Raw genomic sequence first — 15,350 nt, 5'->3', positions numbered from 1 at the left:
GGCCCGGGCCGCGGCCCGGCAGATCCGCAGGTCGTGGTCCTCGGGCAGGGCGGCCAGGCCCCGGACGGCCACGGCCGCCCGCCCGTGCTTCCAGCGCTCGGACGTCAGGGCGGCGGCCAGCACCCGGGCGCCGAGACCGGTGGCGGAGCGCGTGGGCGGCCACGACGTGTGGTTGATCCACAGGGCGGCCGCGAACAGCGGCGGGAAGGCCGTGAGCGGGACGAGCCAGTTCTCGTGCCGCGCAAGTGTCCACACCAGGGCGGCCAGGCCCGCCGCGGCCACCGAGACGAGTACCGCCGGCATCCGCTCGCCGGCCTCTCGCGCGCGCTTGACCAGTTCCTCGTCGTCGGCCAGGCCCTGCGCCGCGAGCCGCTTGCGCAGCGCCTTCGTCTCCGGGGACCGGTCCACTTCCCGGATCAGTTCCCCGATGTCCCCGGTGCGTGTGGGCCCCAGCCATCGCACGGCCACCGCCTCGAAGCCGTCGCCGGCACCCGGGCCGTGCCCGGCGCCCGGGCCGTCCGCGGCCCCGGCCGCGGCTTCGGTCACCGTGACGTCGCCCGAGCGGGAGGCGACCAGCCGTCCGCCCTCGTACATCTCCACGAGCATCAGCTCCGCCAGCACCCCGGCCAGGAAGGCGAGTTCGATCCGGTCGAGGTCGAACTCCCGCCCCGCCGCGAGCCGTTCGGCCCGGCGCAGCTCGCGCAGCGCGGAGCGGCAGCGCCAAGCGGCCGCGGCCACCGCCGCGCCCGCCGCCGGCAGGAGCACCAGGACCACCCACATGACGCCCCCTCCCCCGGCAGGTCAGCCCAGTGTGGTGACGCCGGGGCCGCCCGGCAAGCCCCGAGCCCGCTGGCGGCAAGGGATTTTCCCTTCATCGAAGCGCCGCCGGCCGGCGGGCCGGCGGGCTGCTCGGTGCAGGTGCGGACGGTGTGGCGGGGGTGGGTCGCGGGGCGCGGTGGGCTCAGCCGTCGGTGAGGGAGCGCGCGGCGATGCGGGTGACGGCCTGGTGGACGGGGGTGGCGCCGCGGGTGAGTTCCAGGAGGCGCGGGGTGGTGGCGGGCACGGTGAGCAGGTGGGCGAGGACGGCCGCGGCGTCCGGCCGGTCGATCTCGCCGGGGCCGGTGTGTGCGGCGAGGTGGACCAGGCCGGTGCCGGGCCCGTCGCGGAACCAGGCGGGGCGCAGCACGGTGGTGTCGAGGTCGGGGCGGGAGAGCAGGTCGTGGTCGGCCCTGCCCTTGGCGCGCAGGAAGGTTTCCACGAGTGGGTCGGCGGGGTGGTGCGCGGCCGGGTGTGCGCCCATGGCGGAGAGCAGGACGAAGCGGTGTACTCCGGCGAGGCGGGCGGCGTCGGCGAGGGTGAGGACGGCGTCGTGGTCGACCGGGTTGGCGTGTCCGGGGGCGTCGCTGAGGCCCGTGCCGGCGGCGTAGAGGATCGCGTGTGCGCCGGTGAGCAGTTGGGCGAGCTTCTCGGGGGTGGCGGTGGTGAGGTCGGCGAGGGCGGGCAGGGCGCCGACGGCCTGCAGGGTGGCGGCCTGTTCGGGGTGTCGGATGATTCCGGTGACCCGCAGGCCGCGGTCGGTGAGCAGGCGGGTGGTCAGGAGTGCGACCCTGCCGTGGCCGCCCGCGATGACTACCGGCATGGGGGCACTCTACGGTCCGGGTGCCCGCATGCCGGGGATCGCCGCGCTCGGCGGGGCTGTTCGGGCGGGCGGGGGTGGGGTGGGTTCAGAGGGCGACGAAGCGGCGGTTGCCGTCGGCGGCGAGGATGCGGCCGAAGCGCATGCCGGGCAGGTGGGCGGCGACGAGGAGGTCGTCGGTGTCGGCGGCCTGGTCGGCGATGCGGTTGCGTACGGCGCGGGCGGCTGCCGGGTCGATGTCCCAGATGACCTGCCAGTCGCGTTCGGCGAACTGGACGACGGAGTGGACGACGTCGCCGAGCAGCAGGGCCCGGCGGCCGCCGGAGGAGAGCACGTAGACGGTGGTGCCGGGGGTGTGGCCGGGCCGGTGGAGGGCGTCGATGCCGGGGGCGAGGGTGAAGTCGGTGTCGAAGAGTTCGAGTTGGCCCTCGATGGGGGTGAGTTTGGCGATGGCTTCGGGGGTTGCGGCGGCGCCGGTGACGAAGTGCTGCCAGTCGGCGCGGTGGGCGCGGTAGGTGGCGCGGGGGAAGACGGGCCTGTCGTGGACGCTGGCCCAGCCGACGTGGTCGAAGTGGAGGTGGGTGAAGACGACGTCGGTGATGTCGGCGGGGGTGAGGCCGTGGGCGGCGAGCGAGTCGAGGAGTGCTCCCCCGCGGTAGCGGCCGTCGTCGTGGGGGCCGACTCCGGCGTCGACGAGGACGGTGCGTTCGCGGCTGCGGACCAGGAAGCCGCCGAGCGGCAGGGTCAGGGTGCCGTCCGGTTCGCGGTGGTGCTGGTGGCAGGCCCAGGGGTCGTCCACTCCGGGGCGGGTGAGGATGTCGGCGGCGGTCTCGGTGCCCGTTCCGTCCGTGATGGCCAGGACCTCGATGTCGCCGATCCTCATGTGCGTCCCCTCCTGTGGCCGGCTGTCGGTGTGCCCGCGGCGGAGGGCCGGGTCCGTTCGTGGGCTGTCGGCTGCAACCGTCTGGGGTGGTAGGGGATTCCCGCGGGTGGCGTACCGGGGGGCGGGCCCCGCCGTCCCTTGCCCTGGGGGACGGCGGGGCCTTCCTACCACCCTGCGTCAGGTGGCTTGTTGGGGTCCTGGCCCGGTGGTTGCGCTCAGGCGGGGGCGAGGACGGGGGCCGGCGCGGGGGCGGTGGGCGCGGGCGCGGGGGTGGGGCGGGTGAGGCAGTCGTCGGTGAAGGCGAGGGCGCGCAGGTGGTAGGGGCGGGCGGCGTGGCCGAGGGAGAGGTTGTGGCCGGCGCGGCGGGCGGTGGCCAGGTGGGCGAGGCCGGTGGGGAAGGCGGTGGTGAGGGCGGTGCGGGAGGTCTCGTCCAGGCGCCACCAGTGTTCGTGGTCGGCGAGGGTCAGGCGTACGGGGACGCGGACGCGGGCGGCGAGGGCGGTGTAGCGGGCGGGCCAGGTGGCCAGTTCGCGGGATTCGAGGGTGGGGACGGGGGTGAGCAGGGTGCGGGCGGCGTGGAAGGTGCCGGGCGGGTAGAGGTTCAGGGGGCCCCAGTTGAGGCGGCCGCCGCCGGCGAGGTCGTCGGGGCGGTCCCAGGCGCCGGGGGCGTAGTGCTGGGCGAGGCCGGAGATGTCGCAGCCGAGCAGGGGCAGGTGGGGGTCGGCGGGCCAGTGGGCGGCGAGTTGGAGGGCGATTTTGCCGCCGAAGGAGTGGGCGAGGAGTTGGACGCCGGCGCCGGTGTGGTGGGCGCGGGCGTAGTCGGTGAGGGCGGCGTGGAGGGTGGCGGCCTGGTCGGCGATGAGCTGGCCGTGGGGCAGGCGGTGGGCGGAGGCGCCGTGGCCGGGGCGGTCGATGGCGAGGACGGTGTAGCCGAGGTCGGCGGCGAGGGTGAGCAGGCTGGTGTCGGGGTGGGCGGGGCCGGCGAAGTAGGCGGCGCGCATGCCGCGGCCGTGGATGGCGAGGAGGACGGCTTTGGGGGTGCGGCCTTCGGGTTCGGCGACCAGTGCGGACAGGGGGATGCCGTCGGCGTCGAGGACCAGGGAGCGGGTGCGCAGGTCGTGGTTCACGCGGCCGCTCCGGTGCGGGCGGTGTCGAGGTCGGCGAGCCAGGTGTCGAGGTCGGGGTTGCGCATCAGGGAGGTGCCGATGAGCAGGGCGGCGTAGCCGGCGTCGAGGAGGCGGGCGGCGTCGTGGGGGTGGGTGATGGCGGAGGCGGAGACGGGGGCGCGGCAGCCGGCCGCTTGTAGGGCGGGCAGCAGGCGCAGGCTGCGGCCGAGGTCGCCGTGGTCGCGTTCGCGGGTGCGGATGTCCTTGTTGTTGACGGCGACGACGCAGTCGGTGATGCGGGGCAGTGCGTGGAGTTCGCGTTCGTCGGTGATCTCGACGAAGGGGGTCAGGCCGAGGTCGAGGGCGCAGGTGACCAGGCGGCGCAGGGAGGTGGCGGGCAGCAGGGCGGCGGTGAGCAGGACCGCGGAGGCGCCGAGGGCGCGGGCGGCTTCGAGTTGGGCGGGGCGGGTGAGGAAGTCCTTCTGGAGGACGGGCAGGGTGGTGGCGGCGGTGACGTCGCGCAGCAGTCGGGGGGTGCCGCCGAACCAGCGGCCGGTGACCACGGACAGGCAGGGGGCGCCGGCGTGTTCGTAGCGGGTGACGAGGTCGGTGACGGTGCGCTTGCCGAGGAGGTCGGTGCCGTGGGGGTCGCGGAGTTTGACTTCCATGACCAGGGGGCGGGTGGCGGTGAGCAGCGCGTCGATGAAGCTGGGGCTCATGGGTGCGTCTCCTGCGGGCGCGGGTGCCAGGCGCGGGTGAGGGCGGTGACGGCTTCGTGGGTGAAGCGGCCGGTGCGGTCGCGGGCGGCGGAGTCGATGTCGGCGCCGGCGTAGAGGGGGTGGTCGGTGATGGTGCGGTAGGTGTCGCGGTTGGTGGTGTTGAGGCCGCCGGCGAGGAGGAAGGGGATGGTGAGTCGGGGGAGCAGGGCGTGGACGTGGGCGGGGTCCAGGGGTTGGCCGGTGGAGCCGATGCGGCCGTCGTCGGTGACGGTGTCGAGGAGGAACAGGTCGCAGCCGGCGCGTTCGAAGGCGCTGGTGAAGGCGCGTTCCAGGCAGCGTCCGCGGGAGAGGTGGAGGACTTTGACGAGGACGGCGTAGGGCAGGTGTTCGCGGAGTTCGGTGACGAGGGTGGGGCTTTGGTAGGCGTGGAGCTGGATCCAGCGGATGCCGGTGGCGCGGGCGAGGGCGGCGAGGGTGGGGGCGTCGTCGAGGAAGGTGACGAGGACGGGTTCGAGGCCCAGGCGGATGGCGGTGGCGGCGAGGTCGGCGAGGCGGTCGGCTTCGAGGTCGGCGGGGCCGTCGGGGATGCCGTGCCACAGGCCGACCAGGGTGGGGCCGGTGTCGGCGAGGAGGGTGAGGTCGGCGCGGGTGCGGGCGCCGCAGACTTTGAGGTGGCCTGGGCGTTGGGGGGCCAGCAGGGCGGTGGGGGCGGTCATTTGCCCAGTCCCAGCATGGCGGCGATGCGGTTGTACTGGATCTCGTTGCTGCCGGAGTAGATGGTGCCGGCCACGGCGTTGCGGACGTCCTTCTCCAGTCCGTATTCGGACATGTAGCCGTTGCCGCCGAAGACCTGGACGGCGGCCAGCGAGGTGGCGAGGTTGGATTCGCTGGTGAGGAGTTTGGCGATGGCCATGTCGACGGTGACGTTGTCGCCTGCTTCCAGGCGTTGGGCGGTGTCGTAGAGCCACTTGCGGGCGGTTTCGAGGCGGATCTTGGTGTCGACGATCTTGTTGGCGACCGACTGGTAGGAGCCGATGGGTTTGCCGAAGGACATGCGGGTCTTGGCGTAGTCGAGGCAGCGGGCGAGGCGGTGCTGCATCTCGCCGGTGTTGACGATGAAGGTGTAGAGGATTTCGCGTTTCATGACGTGGTCGAGGACGAGGAAGCCGCCGCCGACGCGGCCCAGGACGCGGTCGGCGGGTACGCGCACGTCGTCGAGGTAGAGCTCGGAGAGGGGGGAGGTGCGCAGGCCCATCTTCTTGATGGGGTTTCCGGTGGTGAGGCCGGGGGTGTCGGCGTCGAGGAGGAAGGCGGTGACGCCCAGGGCGCCGCCTTGGGGGTGGGTGCGGGCGTAGACGACGATGACGTCGGCGACGGGGCCGTTGGAGACGAAGGTCTTGGCGCCGTTGAGGATGAAGTGGTCGCCGTCGCGTACGGCGCGGGTGCGCATCTGCATGGCGTCGGAGCCGGACTCGGACTCGGTGATGGCGTGGGCGCCGATGGCGTCGCCGGAGGCGATGCGGGGCAGGTAGGCGTCTTTGAGGGCGGGTGAGCCGAAGGCCTGGAGGGGGACGCCGGTGGAGGCCATGGAGGTGGTGACGGAGAAGTTGAGGCCGCCGTCGCGGCAGGTGTGGCCGAGGCCTTCGAGGACGTACATGGTGGTGAGCAGGGACTGGCCCAGGCCGCCGTAGCGTTCGTCGAAGGGCAGGGAGAGGATGCCGGTCTTCTGGATCATGCGCCACTTGTCGTGGGAGAAGGCGGCCTGTTCGTCGCCTTCGATGTGGCCGGCGCTCAGGTCGTCGCCGAAGCGGGCCAGGCCCTCGCGCAGGGCCGTCTGGTCGGCGTTCCAGCGGATCACGGATGTGCCGCCTTCCTCCCGGGCTGTCGTTGTGGGCCCGGGGTGGCAGGCCGGCGCTCGGGGGCGCCGGCTCACGTCGATGTCCAAGGGCCCACCGCGGGGGCCCGGGCCCCCGGGGTGGGGGCGGCGGGCCCCGGTGGGGGCGCGGGGTGCCTAGTAGGCGGAGGAGGAGTGGGCGTCGAGCTGGTGGACCTCGTCGCCGCGCAGGGCCGGGGAGAAGACGCACACCAGGCGCAGGTCCTCGTCGGGGCCGGCGACGAGGTAGTGGGCGTCGTGCTCGTCGAGGGCGTAGAGGCGTCCGGGGGTGATGGGGTGGGAGGTGCCGTCCATGTCGATGACCTCGCCGGAGCCGGCGATGCAGTAGCAGGCCTCCAGGTGGTTGCGGTATTCCAGGCGGGACTTGGTGCCGGCGTTGACGAGGGTGTCGGTGAGGCTGTAGCCGAGGCCGTCGCTCTCTACGAGGAAGCGGCGGGACAGGCCGTTGCCCCATTCGACGGTCTTCACGTCGGCCAGGTCGCGGATCAGCATGCGGGTTGTTCCTCTCGGGTCGTGGTGCCGGGGGTGGTGGGGGTGGGCGAGGTGGTGCCGGGTCCGCCGGGCCCGTGCGGGTGGGCGGGGCGGAGGTCGGTGAGGAAGGTCTGGAGCTCCGTGACGGGGTCGAGGCCTTCGGTCAGTGCGTGTTCCACGCGGGCGACGGCGGCGGAGCCGATGATCGCCGCGTCGGCGCCGCAGGCGGCGACGGCCTGGAGGTCGGCGGCGGTCTTGACGCCGAAGCCGACGGCGACGGGTGTCGCGGGGGCGGCGGTGCGCAGTGCGGTGACGGTGGTGGTGAGGGTGTGGTGGCCGGTGGCGGGGGTGGTGCCGGAGCGGCCGTAGTGGGCGACGAGGTAGACGTAGGCGCCGTGGGCGTCGCGGGCGGCGGTGTGGAGGGTCTGGGGGGTGGAGGCGGGGTAGCAGGTGGTGACCTGGGGCAGGCCGGTGTCGTGCAGGGCGGCTTGCCAGGTGGGGCGTAGGCGTGGGGGCAGGGCGTGGATGAGCAGGGCGCGGGCTCCGGCGGCGGCGACTTGGCGGGTGGTGTGGGTGGGGTCGCGGTGGCGCAGGCTGTGGCTCCAGTCGGCGAGCAGGACGACCTTGAGGTGGTGCAGTCGGGGGGTGAGGTCGGCGAGGGCGTCCAGGACGGTGTCCAGGGTGGTGCCGGCGTCGAGGGCGCGGTCGGCGGAGCGGCGGATGACGGGGCCGTCGGTGGGTGAGTTGGGGAAGGGGACGGCCAGTTCGAGGACGTCGACGTGGTGTTCGTCGAGCATCAGGGCGAGGTCGGTGAGGCGGTCGGCGGGGTCGCCGGCGTTGAGGAACAGGGCCAGGCCCAGGCGGCCGTGGGGGAAGAGGGGTTCAGGCACGGGTGGGCTCCTGGCGGTGGGCCGCGCGGGTGACGTGGGTGGATCGGGCCGCTGTGGTGGCGAGGCGTTCGGCCAGGGCGCGGGGGGCGCCGTCGGTGAGGGCGTCCAGGGCGGCGGTGTAGGCGGTGTTCCAGTGGGTGTGGCGGCCGGAGGCGAGGGCGAGGGCGGCGGCGTTGAGGGCGATGGTGTGGGTGGCGGTGTCGCCGGCCTGTGCGGCGAGGGCGCGCAGGAAGTGGCCGGTGAGGTCGTCGGGGTGGGGGGCGAGGTCGGCGAGGGTGCCGGTGTGGGGGGCGAGGGAGCCGGCGGGCAGGTGGATGGTGCCGGTGGGGGTGTGCAGGGTGTTGTCGGCGAAGGGCAGGAGTTCGTCGGCGCCGGCGCTGTTGTGGGCCAGCCAGATGGTGCGGGTGTTGACGTGCGCGGTCAGGGGGCGCAGTGCGTCGAGGGCGGTGGGGGTGGCGACGCCGGTGAGCTGGGCGGTGACGGGGACGGTGGCGATCAGGGGGCCGAGGGTGTTGAGGAAGGCGCCGAAGGGTTTGAGGGTGAGGGGGTAGAGGGTGCGGGCCAGGCGGGTGAGGGCCGGTGGGTAGACGTGGGGGCCGGCGAAGGCGATGCCGTGGTGGGCGAGGTGGTCGGCGGTGGCGGTGTGGCTGGGGGTGAGGGTGATGCCGAGGCGTTCGAGGAGGTCGACGGAGCCGGCGGTGCTGGTGTAGGCGCGTGAGCCGGTCTTGACGACGGGTATGCCCATGGCGGCGGCGGTGAGGGCGGTGGCGGTGGAGAGGTTGAAGGTGGCCGGTCCGCCGCCGGTGCCGACGATGTTGACGCTGCCGGGGTGGGTGGGGCCGGGGTGGGGGGTGCGTTCGGTGAGGGAGGTGAGCAGGGCGGTGAGGGTGGCGGGGTCGGGCAGGCGGGTGGTGAGGCCGGCCAGCAGGGCCGCTGCCTGGGCCCGGTCGCTGTCGGCCGGGCCCAGGGTGCGGTGTTCGAGCTGGTCCCACCACGAGCGCCAGGCCTCCAGGTCGACGGGGCGGGCGGCGAGGAGCGCGGTGAGGGCCGGGTGCATCGTGGTCAGCCGCCCACGGTGGCGCCGGCGGTGGCGCGGCGTTCGGTGATGAAGGCGTCGATGGCGGTGACCGAGCGGAAGTTGTTGGGGTCGAGGTCGGTGTCGTCGACGGGCAGGGTGAAGTGGTCCTCGACCCAGGCGATGAGTTTGAGGACGCCGAGGCTGTCGATGACGCCGTCGGAGAGCAGGTCGTGGTCGTCGGCGAGCTGGTCGGGGGTGATGTCGGGCAGGAATTCCTCGATGAGGAACCGCTTGATCTGGGTGGTGTTGCTCATGGCGGGTGACTCCCTTGCTGGGGTGGGCGGTTGTGGGTGTGGGTGTGGGTGTCAGGGCGTGGGGGTGGGCAGGACGGCTTTGCGGTCGACCTTGCCGGTGGCGGTCTTGGGCAGGGGGGTGTCGTGGATGGCGAGCTTCTCGGGGACGGCGGCGCGTGGCAGGTTGCGGGCCAGGTGCTCGCGCAGGACGAGGGTGTTGAGGGTGGAGCCGGGGGTGCGCTGGACGGCGGCGTGCAGGCGTTTGCCGGTCAGCGGGTCGCTTTCGGCGGCGACGGCGGCTTCGCGTACGTCGGGGTGGGTGAGCAGGACGCGTTCGATCTCGGCGGTGTTGACCGCGACGCCGCGGACCTTGACCTGGAAGTCGGCGCGGCCGGTGAGGTGGATGCGGCCGGTGTCGTCGCGGGTGACGAGGTCGCCGGTGCGAAACCAGCGGCGGCCTTCGCCGGCGCCTTCGGGCCGGGTGGTGAAGCGTCCGGTGTCGCGGGAGCGGTCGAGGTAGCCGGCGGCCTGGAAGGGGGTGGAGACGTGGAGTTCGCCGCTGCCCGCGCCGTGCAGGGGGGTGCCGTCGTCGGTGGTGATGAGGGTGCGTACGCCGGGCAGCGGGGTGCCGATGGGCACGGGCAGGGCGGCTGCGGCGTCCAGGCGGTCCAGGCGGTGCAGGAAGCTGTCGTTGGTCTCGGTGCAGCCGTAGATGTTGTACAGGTGGGCGGTGGGCAGCAGGGCGGGCAGGGCGGCGAGGGTGCGGGCGTCGATGGCGTCGCCGGTGAACGCGGCGTGTTCGATGCTGTCGAGGACGGTGGTGGTGCCTGCGGTGGCCTGGACGAGCAGGGCGTAGGCGAGGGGGACGGCCTGCAGCACGTGGGGGCGGTGGCGCTTGAGCTGGGTGAGCAGGTGGCGGGCGTTGAGGGCGTGGGCGGGGTCGATGAGCAGGCAGGTGCCGCCGGCGGCGAGGGTGGCCCACACGTCCAGGAGGGCGAGGTCGAAGTTGAGGGGCGCGTAGTTGGCGACGGTGCGGCCGGGGCCGAGGTCGAAGGTGTCGTGGGCCCAGGCGGTGAAGCGGTCCACGGCGCTCTGCGCGAGGGGGACGATCTTGGGCAGGTCGGTGGAGCCGGAGGTGGTGAGCATGAAGGAGGTGCCGGCGGCCAGGGTGGGCGGCGGGGCGGGGCGGGGCAGGGCGGGCAGGGCCGGGGCGTCCTGGCCGAGGGGGGTGAGCAGGTGGCGGGCGCCGGCCTGGGCGAAGAGGGCGGCCAGCAGGGCGGGGGCGAGCTGCGGGGAGGGCAGCAGGAAGGGGCGGCGTTCCATCAGGCAGGCCAGGACCAGGGCGATCGCGCCGGGTGACTTGACGGCGATCAGGCCCACCGGTTCCCCCGGCGCCAGGTCGAGGGCGGTGAGGCGGGCGCGTTCGGCTTCGGCGGCCTCGGCGAGTTCGGCGTAGCTGACGGTGTGTTCGTGCCACAGCAGGGCCGGGGCGGTGGGCCGGGTGCGGGCGTGGTGGGTGAACGCGTCGGGCAGGGCCAGCGGCGGCGCGGTGTCCGGCGTCGTGCGGGCTGCGGGGGTGGTGGTCATGGGGTTCACTCCCCCGCCGGTGCGATGCGTGCCCAGCCGGCCTTGACGGCGGTGCCCGTGTCGGTGGCGATGGTGAAGCGCACCACCGTGCCCCGGTCGTGGGGCTGGAGGGTCAGGCGCAGTTCGGTGCCGGGGCGGGTGGGGGCGGCGAAGCGGGCGCCGAGGGCGGTGAGGCGGGTGGCATCGCCGCCGGCGTGGCGGTCGGTGATCTGTTCGGCGGCCAGGGCGAGGAGGTGCATGCCGTGGGTGATGGTGCCGGGGAAGCCGGCGGCTTTCGCGGCGTCCTCGTCGAGGTGGATGGGGTTGAGGTCGCCGCAGGCGTGGGCGTAGGCGGTGGTGTCGGCGGCGGTCAGGACGTGGGTGGAGGTGTGGGTGTCGCCGTCGGGGGTGGTGCCCGGGTGGGCGGCGGGCGCCAGGGTGCCGTGGGGTTCGGTGCGGGTGGCGCCCAGCAGGAGGGCGGCGGTGACGAGGTCGGCGAGCGGGGTGCCGGTGGCCGCGTCGGTGAGGCGGGTGGTCAGGGCCAGGCGGGTGCCTCGGGCCTCGCGCCGTACGGCGGTGACCTCGACGGTGACGTCGAGGTCACCGGGGGTGAGGGGGGTGTGGGTGTGGATCTCCTGGGCGAGGTGGATGACGCCGGTGAAGGCGCTGTCGCCGGCGGTGAGGGTGGTGACGGTGTGCTGGGCGAGGGCGTGGGCGGCGACGAAGGGGTGTGCGGGGCTCGCTGCCCTGGGGTGGGGGGCGGGCAGGTGGGCGCGGGCGGCGGCCCGGTAGGCCGCCAGGTCCTGGGCGCTGACGTGCAGGCGGGTGCGCGAGAGCGGCCCCGGTGCGGCGGGTGTGGCGGTGGGGGCGGGTGTGGTCGTGGGTGCGGTCATAGCGGGGTCACCACCAGGGTCGTGTTGTGGCCGCCGAAGCCGAACGAGTTGGACAGGGCCGCTCCCGGGCGGATCGGGCGCGGTGCGGTGTGGACGACGTCGAGGTCCAGGTCCTCTTCGGTCTTCTCGTGGTTGGCGGTGGGAGGGACGGTGCGGGTGTTCATGGCCTGGATCGCGGCGATCAGCTCGACGGCGCCGGCGGCGCCGATCAGGTGGCCGATGGCGCCCTTGGTGGAGGTGACCGGCACGCCGTGGGGGCCGAACACGGCGCGCAGGGCGGCGGCTTCGGCCCGGTCGTTGGCCACGGTGGAGGTGCCGTGGGCGTTGACGTGGGCGATGTCGCCGGGGGTGAGGCCCGCGTCGGCGAGGGCGGCGCGCATCGTGGCGGCGGCGCCGGCGCCGTCGGGGCGCGGGTTGGACAGGTGGTAGGCGTCCGCGCCGGCACCGTACCCGGCGAGCAGCGCGTAGGGGGTGCGGCCGCGGGCGCGGGCGTCGGCGAGGCGTTCCAGGACGAGGAAGCCGGCGCCCTCGCCCATCACGAAGCCGTCGCGGTCGGCGTCGAAGGGGCGTGAGGCGCGCTCGGGTTCGTCGTTGCGCAGGGAGTGCGCACCGAGGTTGCCGAACGCGGCCAGGGTGACGGGGGTGAGGGTGGCCTCGCAGCCGCCGGCGATCACCACGTCCGCCCGTCCGCTTTCCAGCAGCAGCGCCGCGTGGCCGATCGCGTCCGCGCCGGAGGCGCAGGTGGTGGCGATGGTCAGTGCCGGCCCGCTCCACGCCAGGCGCATCGCGATCTGGGCAGCGGCCGCGTTGGGCATGGTGACCAGCGGCATCAGCGGGGAGACCCGCAGCGGCCCGTGCTCGGTGTACAGCGCGGACTCGCGGTCGCTGGTGGTGCGTCCGCCCACCGCGGTGCCGACCACGATGGCGCTGCGTCCGGCCTGCGGCTGGGGGTGGCCGGCGTCGGCGTGGGCGGCCAGCGCGGCGAGGGTGCCGTAGTGGGCGAACGGGTCGAGGCGGCGGGCGTCCTTGGCGGGGACGAGTGCGTTGTCGGGCAGGGCGGTGACCTTGCAGCCCAGGCGTACCCGGTGGCGGGCCAGGGCGGGGTCGGTCAGGGCGGTGGCGGTGGAGCGCCCGGAGGCGACGGTGCGCCAGAACTCCTCGACGCTGTGGCCGGCGGGGCTGACCACGCCGAGGCCGGTGACGGCGATGGGCGGCCGGTGGCGGGGGGCCATGGCTTCGTCTCCTCTGCGCTGCGCGCGGGCTTGGCGGCGGTGGACGTAGGCGGGGCGGGTCAGATCAGGCCGGTCTGGGCGGCGGCGGTCAGGAACGCGTCGGCGGCGAAGTCGATGTCGGCGGCGGTGTGGCGGGCGGTGACCGCGATGCGCAGCCGGGCGAGGTCGTTGGGCACGGCGGGGGTGACGACGGGCAGGCCGATGACGCCGGCCTTGCGGCAGGCGGTGGCGTAGTCGTAGGCGGCGTCGTCGGAGCCGGCGATGACGGGCAGCACGGCGGTGGTGGAGTCCATGGTGGAGATGCCGGCGTCGTTGAGGCGCCGGCGCAGCCGCTGGGCCTGGGTCTGGGTGTGGGTGACGCGTTCGGGTTCGCGGCGCAGGATCCGCAGGGATTCCAGGGCGGCGCCGGTCTGGGCGGGGCCGAGGGCGGCGGAGAAGAGGAACGGGCGGGCGGCGTAGCGCAGGTGGCCGATGAGGTCGTGGCTGCCGGCGACCCAGCCGCCCATGGAGGGGATGGCCTTGGAGAGGGTGCCGAGTTTGATGTCGACGCGCACGGTGTGGTTGAAGTGTTCCTCGATGCCGCCGCCGGTTTCGCCGATGACGCCCAGGGCGTGGGCTTCGTCGACCATGAGCAGGGCGTCGTAGCGGTCGCAGACCTCGCGCAGTGCGGGCAGCGGGGCGATGTCGCCGTCCATGGAGTAGACGCTGTCGACGATGACCAGGCGTACTCCGGTGGTGGAGGCGGCCTTGAGGCGGCGTTCCAGGTGGTCGACGTCGTTGTGGCGGAAGCGGGTGACGGTGGCGCCGGACAGGCGGCAGCCGTCGACGATGGAGGCGTGGTCGTACTTGTCGATCAGGACGGTGTCGCCCTGGCCGACCAGGGCGCCGACGGTGCCGACGTTGGCGGCGTAGCCGGAGCCGAAGACCAGGGCGCGTTCGCGGCGGGCGAAGCGGGCGACCTCCGCTTCCAGTTCCTCGTGCAGGGGGATGGTGCCGGCCAGGGCCCGTACGCCGTGGTTGCCGGTGCCGTAGACGTCGACGGCGGCCTTGGCGGCGGCCACCACGCGCTCGTCGCCGGCCAGGCCCAGGTAGCTGTAGCCGGACATCATGAGCAGGCGCTCGCCGTCGAGGTCGCAGTAGGCGCTGTCGCGTTCCATCGTGTAGGCGACGAAGCTGTTGCGCCGGGAGGGGTCGGGCTCCAGTGCGGCCACGCGGGCGTTCGTTGCGGCCAGCTTCGGCTCCAGGCGGTCCCATGCTCCGGTGGCGTTCACGGGCGTTTCTCCTTCACGGCGTCACGGTTTTCACGGTTTTCACGGCTTTCGCGGGCTGTCGTTTCCGGCCCTGGGGGTGGTGCCGGGGCCGGGGCCGGTTGTTCTCCGGTTGGTGTCCGGTTGGTGTCCGGTCGATTCGGGGCCGGTTTTCGGTCCGGTGTTCGCCCGGGGTGTTCGGCGGGGGTGTCCGGGGGCGGTTCCGGGTGGCTTCGGGGGTGTTTTCTCGAAGCGTTCACGCGGGGTGCTCAAGGATGGCTACATTTCTACGGCAGGATGCGCAAGGCGTCCGCAATAGGTGCTTTCCTGGCCTGCGGGAACGCTCTGACGTGCGGAAACCTTGCGCCTACGACGTATCGACCGGCCGGTGGGTATGTTTCCGTTACCGGTGTTGACACCGCGCGATGCGGCGAATGTATGGTCGAAATCCGCTGAAACCGAACGGCTGGTCGGCGGTTTATCGTTCCGATCCGCATGTCCCATGCCGACGGCCCGGTACGGGCCGTCACTTCCGCTTTGACTCGAGGGGGTTGGAGCTCGTGTTGAAAGGCTTCAGGGAAGACGGTGCGTCCGGTAGATCGGGGGCGCGCGCATGCTGATCCGCCTCACCGGTCTGGTGGCCGTCGAGCACGAGGACGGCGCTCCGCAGCACCTGTCCAGCGCCCAGGCCCAGGTGGCGTTCGCCCGCCTGGTGCTGGAGCGTTCCAGTGGCACCAGCCGCGACCAGCTGGCCGACACCATCTGGCCCGACGGTCTGCCCGACACCTGGGCCTCGGCGCTGCGCAGTGTGGTGAGCCGGGTGCGGGCCTTCGTCACGGCCCCCGGCCAGGGTCCCGGTGCGACTCCGCTGATCGCCCAGGGCGGGCGGTACGTGCTGCGTCTGCCCGCGGACGCGGCGGTGGACCTGGAGGCCGCGGCGTCGGCGGTCGGCGAGGCCGGCGAGGCGCTGGCCGCGGGCGGCCACGCGGTGGCCCAGCAGCTGGCCGCGGGTGCGCTGGCGAACCTGCGCGGGGCGTTCCTGCCCGACCACGAGGGCGAGTGGGCGCAGGGGGTGCGCGAGCACGTGGAGGAGTTGCGCATCAGCGCGCTGGAGACGGCGAGCCTGGCGGCCTCGGCGCTCGGGGAGGAGCACCACGCGCTGCGCTGGGCGGACGAGGCGGTGCGCCGTGCCCCGTTCCGTGAGAGTGCCTACCGCTGCCGGATGGAGGCGCTGGCGGCCTCCGGCAACCGGGCGGAGGCGCTGCGCTGTTACCAGCAGCTGCGTCAGGTGCTGGCCGAGGAGCTGGGCATCGACCCGGCGGCCGAGACCCAGGAGCTGTACCTCGCGCTGTTGCGCACCCCGGTGCCGGCGGTGCCGGCCCCGGCGGCGGTGCGGGCGGTGGACCCGGTGCTGATGGGGATCTTCGAGCCCCTGACGCCGGCCCGCCTGGCCCGCCCGGCCGCCGCCCCGGTACGCGCCGCCTGACCCCGCCCCGCGCAGC

At 74.0% G+C, this 15,350-nt stretch carries 15 protein-coding genes and 1 pseudogene; 1 reads left to right on the top strand and 15 read right to left on the bottom strand.

All coding sequences use genetic code 11. From position 1 onward, the window contains the following. The 15 genes and pseudogenes from ACFU7Y_RS23560 to ACFU7Y_RS23490 all read right to left on the bottom strand — a co-directional run. Nucleotides 1-780 (bottom strand): annotated as a pseudogene (locus ACFU7Y_RS23560) (hypothetical protein); the annotation flags it as partial. A 181-nt stretch (nt 781-961) separates the two neighbouring features. After that, on the bottom strand, nt 962-1,639 hold the full coding sequence (locus tag ACFU7Y_RS23555) for an NAD(P)H-binding protein (RefSeq protein ID WP_224280979.1): 678 nt from the start codon (nt 1,637-1,639) through the stop codon (nt 962-964). Between the two features lie 85 nt (nt 1,640-1,724). Further along, nucleotides 1,725-2,519: an MBL fold metallo-hydrolase gene (locus ACFU7Y_RS23550; RefSeq protein ID WP_224280978.1), complete on the bottom strand. Its 795-nt coding sequence runs from the start codon at nt 2,517-2,519 to the stop codon at nt 1,725-1,727. 215 nt (nt 2,520-2,734) lie between these two features. Beyond that, nucleotides 2,735-3,646: an alpha/beta fold hydrolase gene (locus ACFU7Y_RS23545; protein ID WP_308020222.1), complete on the bottom strand. Its 912-nt coding sequence runs from the start codon at nt 3,644-3,646 to the stop codon at nt 2,735-2,737. Further along, nucleotides 3,643-4,344 carry an indole-3-glycerol-phosphate synthase gene (locus ACFU7Y_RS23540; RefSeq protein ID WP_224280977.1) on the bottom strand — a complete coding sequence of 234 codons (702 nt, stop codon included), beginning with the start codon at nt 4,342-4,344 and terminating at the stop codon, nt 3,643-3,645. Before ACFU7Y_RS23540 ends, ACFU7Y_RS23545 begins: the two co-directional genes overlap by 4 nt. Then, entirely contained in the window at nt 4,341-5,060 is a 720-nt protein-coding gene (locus tag ACFU7Y_RS23535; protein ID WP_224280976.1) for an N-(5'-phosphoribosyl)anthranilate isomerase, read from the bottom strand. Before ACFU7Y_RS23535 ends, ACFU7Y_RS23540 begins: the two co-directional genes overlap by 4 nt. Then, nucleotides 5,057-6,202: an acyl-CoA dehydrogenase family protein gene (locus ACFU7Y_RS23530; RefSeq protein WP_224280975.1), complete on the bottom strand. Its 1,146-nt coding sequence runs from the start codon at nt 6,200-6,202 to the stop codon at nt 5,057-5,059. The genes ACFU7Y_RS23535 and ACFU7Y_RS23530 overlap by 4 nt, the downstream gene beginning before the upstream one ends. Before the next feature lie 153 nt (nt 6,203-6,355). Further along, nucleotides 6,356-6,730: an ectoine synthase gene (locus ACFU7Y_RS23525; protein WP_224280974.1), complete on the bottom strand. Its 375-nt coding sequence runs from the start codon at nt 6,728-6,730 to the stop codon at nt 6,356-6,358. Then, a complete protein-coding gene (gene trpA, locus ACFU7Y_RS23520) occupies nt 6,724-7,599 on the bottom strand; it encodes a tryptophan synthase subunit alpha (RefSeq protein WP_224280973.1) in 876 nt (291 codons plus the stop codon). Before trpA ends, ACFU7Y_RS23525 begins: the two co-directional genes overlap by 7 nt. Next, nucleotides 7,592-8,656 carry a hypothetical protein gene (locus ACFU7Y_RS23515; RefSeq protein WP_224280972.1) on the bottom strand — a complete coding sequence of 355 codons (1,065 nt, stop codon included), beginning with the start codon at nt 8,654-8,656 and terminating at the stop codon, nt 7,592-7,594. Before ACFU7Y_RS23515 ends, trpA begins: the two co-directional genes overlap by 8 nt. Nucleotides 8,657-8,661: 5 nt before the next feature. After that, the gene (locus ACFU7Y_RS23510) at nt 8,662-8,931 is read right to left on the bottom strand and encodes an acyl carrier protein (protein ID WP_224280971.1); all 270 of its coding nucleotides are present in this window, start codon (nt 8,929-8,931) and stop codon (nt 8,662-8,664) included. A 51-nt stretch (nt 8,932-8,982) separates the two neighbouring features. Continuing rightward, nucleotides 8,983-10,497: an AMP-binding protein gene (locus ACFU7Y_RS23505; RefSeq protein ID WP_224280970.1), complete on the bottom strand. Its 1,515-nt coding sequence runs from the start codon at nt 10,495-10,497 to the stop codon at nt 8,983-8,985. 5 nt (nt 10,498-10,502) lie between these two features. Continuing rightward, nucleotides 10,503-11,369 carry a MaoC family dehydratase gene (locus ACFU7Y_RS23500; protein WP_263455051.1) on the bottom strand — a complete coding sequence of 289 codons (867 nt, stop codon included), beginning with the start codon at nt 11,367-11,369 and terminating at the stop codon, nt 10,503-10,505. Further along, a complete protein-coding gene (locus ACFU7Y_RS23495; protein ID WP_224280969.1) occupies nt 11,366-12,601 on the bottom strand; it encodes a beta-ketoacyl synthase in 1,236 nt (411 codons plus the stop codon). Before ACFU7Y_RS23495 ends, ACFU7Y_RS23500 begins: the two co-directional genes overlap by 4 nt. Nucleotides 12,602-12,660: 59 nt before the next feature. Continuing rightward, complete coding sequence (locus ACFU7Y_RS23490) at nt 12,661-13,872, bottom strand: aminotransferase class I/II-fold pyridoxal phosphate-dependent enzyme (RefSeq protein ID WP_224280968.1); 1,212 nt, start codon at nt 13,870-13,872, stop codon at nt 12,661-12,663. 589 nt (nt 13,873-14,461) lie between these two features. Between ACFU7Y_RS23490 and ACFU7Y_RS23485 the strand changes: the two genes are divergently transcribed. Next, entirely contained in the window at nt 14,462-15,334 is an 873-nt protein-coding gene (locus ACFU7Y_RS23485; protein WP_380769571.1) for a BTAD domain-containing putative transcriptional regulator, read from the top strand. Nucleotides 15,335-15,350 lie beyond the last annotated feature (16 nt).

The organism is Kitasatospora sp. NPDC057542 (genome assembly GCF_042801945.1).
Lineage (GTDB): Bacteria > Actinomycetota > Actinomycetes > Streptomycetales > Streptomycetaceae > Kitasatospora.
Note: the sequence above shows the minus strand (reverse complement) of the source record. Positions and strands in the feature narration are given on the sequence as shown.

Coding starts and splice junctions, on each gene's coding strand:
- ACFU7Y_RS23555 (WP_224280979.1), bottom strand. CDS start 1,639: ATGCCGGTAGTCATCGCGGGCGGCCACGGCAGGGTCGCACTCCTGACC.
- ACFU7Y_RS23550 (WP_224280978.1), bottom strand. CDS start 2,519: ATGAGGATCGGCGACATCGAGGTCCTGGCCATCACGGACGGAACGGGC.
- ACFU7Y_RS23540 (WP_224280977.1), bottom strand. CDS start 4,344: ATGAGCCCCAGCTTCATCGACGCGCTGCTCACCGCCACCCGCCCCCTG.
- ACFU7Y_RS23535 (WP_224280976.1), bottom strand. CDS start 5,060: ATGACCGCCCCCACCGCCCTGCTGGCCCCCCAACGCCCAGGCCACCTC.
- ACFU7Y_RS23525 (WP_224280974.1), bottom strand. CDS start 6,730: ATGCTGATCCGCGACCTGGCCGACGTGAAGACCGTCGAATGGGGCAAC.
- ACFU7Y_RS23515 (WP_224280972.1), bottom strand. CDS start 8,656: ATGCACCCGGCCCTCACCGCGCTCCTCGCCGCCCGCCCCGTCGACCTG.
- ACFU7Y_RS23510 (WP_224280971.1), bottom strand. CDS start 8,931: ATGAGCAACACCACCCAGATCAAGCGGTTCCTCATCGAGGAATTCCTG.
- ACFU7Y_RS23505 (WP_224280970.1), bottom strand. CDS start 10,497: ATGACCACCACCCCCGCAGCCCGCACGACGCCGGACACCGCGCCGCCG.
- ACFU7Y_RS23500 (WP_263455051.1), bottom strand. CDS start 11,369: ATGACCGCACCCACGACCACACCCGCCCCCACCGCCACACCCGCCGCA.
- ACFU7Y_RS23495 (WP_224280969.1), bottom strand. CDS start 12,601: ATGGCCCCCCGCCACCGGCCGCCCATCGCCGTCACCGGCCTCGGCGTG.
- ACFU7Y_RS23485 (WP_380769571.1), top strand. CDS start 14,462: ATGCTGATCCGCCTCACCGGTCTGGTGGCCGTCGAGCACGAGGACGGC.